This is a genomic window from Mesorhizobium sp., assembly GCF_024509055.1.
Classification (GTDB): domain Bacteria; phylum Pseudomonadota; class Alphaproteobacteria; order Rhizobiales; family Rhizobiaceae; genus Mesorhizobium.
On record NZ_JANINM010000168.1, the window covers coordinates 1 to 3,571 of the forward strand.

At 63.6% G+C, this 3,571-nt stretch carries 4 protein-coding genes; all 4 read right to left on the reverse strand.

Going from position 1 to position 3,571, the window contains the following annotated elements; genetic code table 11:
• Nucleotides 1-96 precede the first annotated feature (96 nt).
• Nucleotides 97-477 carry a Fe-S cluster assembly scaffold SufA gene (gene sufA / locus Q0L57_RS08155; protein WP_296740938.1) on the reverse strand — a complete coding sequence of 127 codons (381 nt, stop codon included), beginning with the start codon at nt 475-477 and terminating at the stop codon, nt 97-99.
• Nucleotides 478-565: 88 nt separating this feature from the next.
• A complete protein-coding gene (locus Q0L57_RS08160) occupies nt 566-958 on the reverse strand; it encodes an SUF system Fe-S cluster assembly protein (protein ID WP_296740944.1) in 393 nt (130 codons plus the stop codon).
• A 5-nt stretch (nt 959-963) separates the two neighbouring features.
• Complete coding sequence (locus Q0L57_RS08165; RefSeq protein WP_296740940.1) at nt 964-2,205, reverse strand: cysteine desulfurase; 1,242 nt, start codon at nt 2,203-2,205, stop codon at nt 964-966.
• 95 nt (nt 2,206-2,300) lie between these two features.
• Nucleotides 2,301-3,571: Fe-S cluster assembly protein SufD (gene sufD, locus Q0L57_RS08170; protein ID WP_296740942.1), on the reverse strand; the 1,271-nt coding region annotated here is incomplete at its 5' end.

Sequence of the window (3,571 nt, forward strand, 5' to 3'; positions counted from 1 at the left end):
TCGACGTCTATCCCGAGGAATCGATCGCCGACTGGCACAAGCGCACCGGCATGTGCGTGGATTAGCCCCTGCTCCCGTAGGTGGGGCGAAGGGAAATCAGGCCGAGGCGCGCGCCTCGGCCAGCGCCTTGAGGTCGGCGGGCTTCAATTCCACGGATTCGCCGCAGCCGCAGGCCGAGCTCTGGTTCGGGTTCTTGAAAGTGAAGCCGGTGCGCAGCGTCGTCTGCTCGAAATCCATCTCGGTGCCGAACAGGAAAAGCGCAGCCTCAGGCGCGACATAGACGTGTGCGCCGTCACGCTCGATGTGGTCGTCCTTGGGGTTCGGCTCGGTCACGAGATCGACCGTATATTCCATGCCGGCGCAACCGCCCTTCTTGATGCCAAGGCGGATGCCATGCGCGTTGTCGCGGGTGGCGACGATCTCGCGCACGCGGCCAGCGGCCTTGTCGGTCATCGTGATGACGGCGAAGCGTCCCATGTCATTCTCCACGTTCGCGTGGGTTCAAGGCCCACGGAATGAGTCTTCCCTTAAGATGGTGAAGTTTCACCTAGCGTGCAAGCCAGCCTCAATACCACCCGACCGCGACCTGCGCCTCTTCCGACATGCGGTCCGGCGTCCATGGCGGATCGAAGGTCATGTTCACCTCGACGCCTGAAACGCCTTCGACGGCGCCGACGGCATTCTCGACCCAGCCCGGCATCTCGCCGGCAACCGGACAGCCCGGCGCGGTCAGCGTCATGTCGATCTTGACTGTCCGGTCGTCCTCAATGTCGATCTTGTAGACGAGGCCGAGCTCATAGATGTCGGCCGGGATTTCCGGGTCGTAGACCGTCTTCAGCGCCGAGACGATGTCGTCGGTCAGCCGCGCCAGTTCGTCGGCGGGAATGGCCGAAGCCGACACAATGCCGTTCGCAGTCGCTTCCGACGCGGTTTCTGCAGTGGTGCTCACATCGTCCATCATCGTCACCCAAAGAACTTCCGCGCCTTTTCCAGCGCATCGGCCAAAGCGTCGACTTCGGCCCTGGTATTATACATGCCGAAGGATGCCCTGCATGTGGAGGTCACGCCGAAGCGTTTCAACAGCGGCTGGGCGCAATGGGTGCCCGCGCGCACCGCAACGCCCTGCCGGTCGATCACCATCGACACGTCATGGGCATGGATACCCTGCAATTCGAACGAGATGATGGCGCCCTTGCCGGGCGCGTCGCCGAAGATGCGCAGCGAGTTGATGGCCCGCAACCGCTCATGCGCGTAGATCTTGAGGTCCGCCTCATGCGCCGCGATGCGCTCGCGACCGACTTTCTCCATGTACTCAAGCGCGGCGCCGAGGCCGATGGCCTGGACGATAGGCGGCGTGCCTGCCTCGAAGCGGTGCGGCGGCTCGTTGTAGGTGACGATGTCCTCCGTCACTTCCTCGATCATCTCGCCGCCGCCCATAAAGGGCCGCATCTCTTCCAGCCGTTCCTTCTTGCCGTAGAGGACGCCGATGCCCGACGGGCCGTAGACCTTGTGGCCTGTGAAGACGAAGAAATCGCAGTCGAGATCCTGCACATCGATCGGCATATGGACAGCGCTCTGGCTGCCGTCGACGAGAACCGGAATGCCTCGCGCATGTGCGATGCGCACGATCTCCTTGATCGGCGTCACCGTGCCCAGCGCATTGGACATCTGGGTGATGGCGACGAGCTTGGTGCGGGTGGTCAGCCGCTTCTCGAACTCCTCGATATGGAAGGCGCCGAGATCGTCGACCGGCACCCAGACCAGCCTGGCGCCCTGCCGCTCGCGGATGAAATGCCACGGCACGATGTTGGAGTGATGCTCCATGATCGAGAGCACGATCTCGTCGCCCTCGCCGATCCGCGGCATGCCATAGCCATAGGCGACCGTGTTGATCGCCGAGGTGGTGTTGGAGGTGAAGACGATGTTGTCGGTGCTTGGCGCGTTCAGAAACCTTTGCACCGACTTCCGTGCCTTCTCATAGGCATCGGTCGCGGCGTTCGACAGGAAATGCAGGCCGCGATGGACGTTGGCGTATTCCTGGGCATAGGCGTGCTGGATGGTGTCCAGCACCACCTGCGGCTTCTGCGCTGAGGCGCCATTGTCGAGATAGACCAGCGGCTTGCCGTAGACTTCACGCGACAGGATGGGGAAGTCGCGGCGGATCGCCTCGACGTCATAGGGGGTGGTTTCGATCTTCTGGTCCATTTCGAAGTCCTTGCCGGCCAAGGCCACGATCCTTCCAACACCCTTCTCCGACCGAGCTTCGCCCGGCCACATTCTCCCACAAGGGAAGAATGGAACTACCCATGCGTCGCGAACCAGCCGTCGAGCCGCGCTTCCAGCGCCTCGACCAGCGCCTCGTCGTCCAGTTCCTCGATCACTTCAGCCACGAATGCCTTCACCAGAAGGCCACGCGCGGATTTTTCGTCGATGCCGCGGGCCATCAGGTAGAACAGATGGTTGTGGTCGATCTCGGTCACCGTCGCGCCATGGCCGCAGACGACGTCGTCGGCGAATATCTCCAGCTCCGGCTTGGTCGAGAACTCGCCATCGTCCGACAGGAGCAGCGTGTTGCACGCCATCTTGGCGTTGGTCTTCTGCGCGTACTGATGCACGTTGATGCGGCCCTGGAAGACGCCGCGCGCCTTGCCGGTCACCACGTTGCGGATCACTTCGGTCGAGGTCGTGTGCGGCACGGCATGGTCGAGCACCATCGTGGTGTCAGTATGCGTGTCGCCTGCAAGAAGGTTGATGCCGCGCAATTTGAAGTCCGCGCCCTCGCCTGTCGTCCTGACCACGACCTCCTGCCGCACCAGCTTGCCGCCAGCGTTCATGACGAACAGCGTCAACCTGGCGTCCTTGCCGATATGCGCCTTGAACTGGGCAAGATGCGTGGCCGTGTCCGGCTGCTCCTGCACGATCAGCCAGGACACCTCCGCGCCGTCACCGACGACAAGCTGGCTGACGGAGCTGACGAGAGCGTCGCCGCCCTCGCCCGCCTGGCGCTCGACGATCACTGCCTTGGCGCCGGCGCCTACGCGCGTCAGCAGCCGCACATGCGACTGGCCGCCGGCCTGCAGGTTCTGCAATTCGATCGGCTTTTCCAGCTGCGTGCCTTCGGCAACATCGACGAAATAGCCGTCAGCGACGAAGGCCGTGTTCAGCGCGCCGATCGCGTCATCCGAGCCGTAGGGATCGAGCCCGGGCGCGACGCTGCCATCGGTAAGTTTTTCCGAAAGGCGCTGCACCGTGACGCCCTCGACCGCCGGCACCTTGGCATTCGAAACGCCATTCAGCAGCGGCAGCACGGCCGAACCGCCAAGGATGGGTTCGAGCGCCTTCACGACAGCACCGGCTTCGAAAGCCGGCACCTTGGTCAGCAACCGGCGCAGGTCCGTATAGTGCCAGGACTCGACGCGCCGCGTCGGCAGGCCGTGCTTGATGGCTTCGATCGCGTCGTCGCGCTTGACCATCACCGCGCCGTCGCCGGGCAGCAGCGACAGCTGCTCGCCGAAGGCGTCGATCAGCGCCGTCTCGGCCAATGTCCGCTGGGGCTGTGCGTGCATGTTCA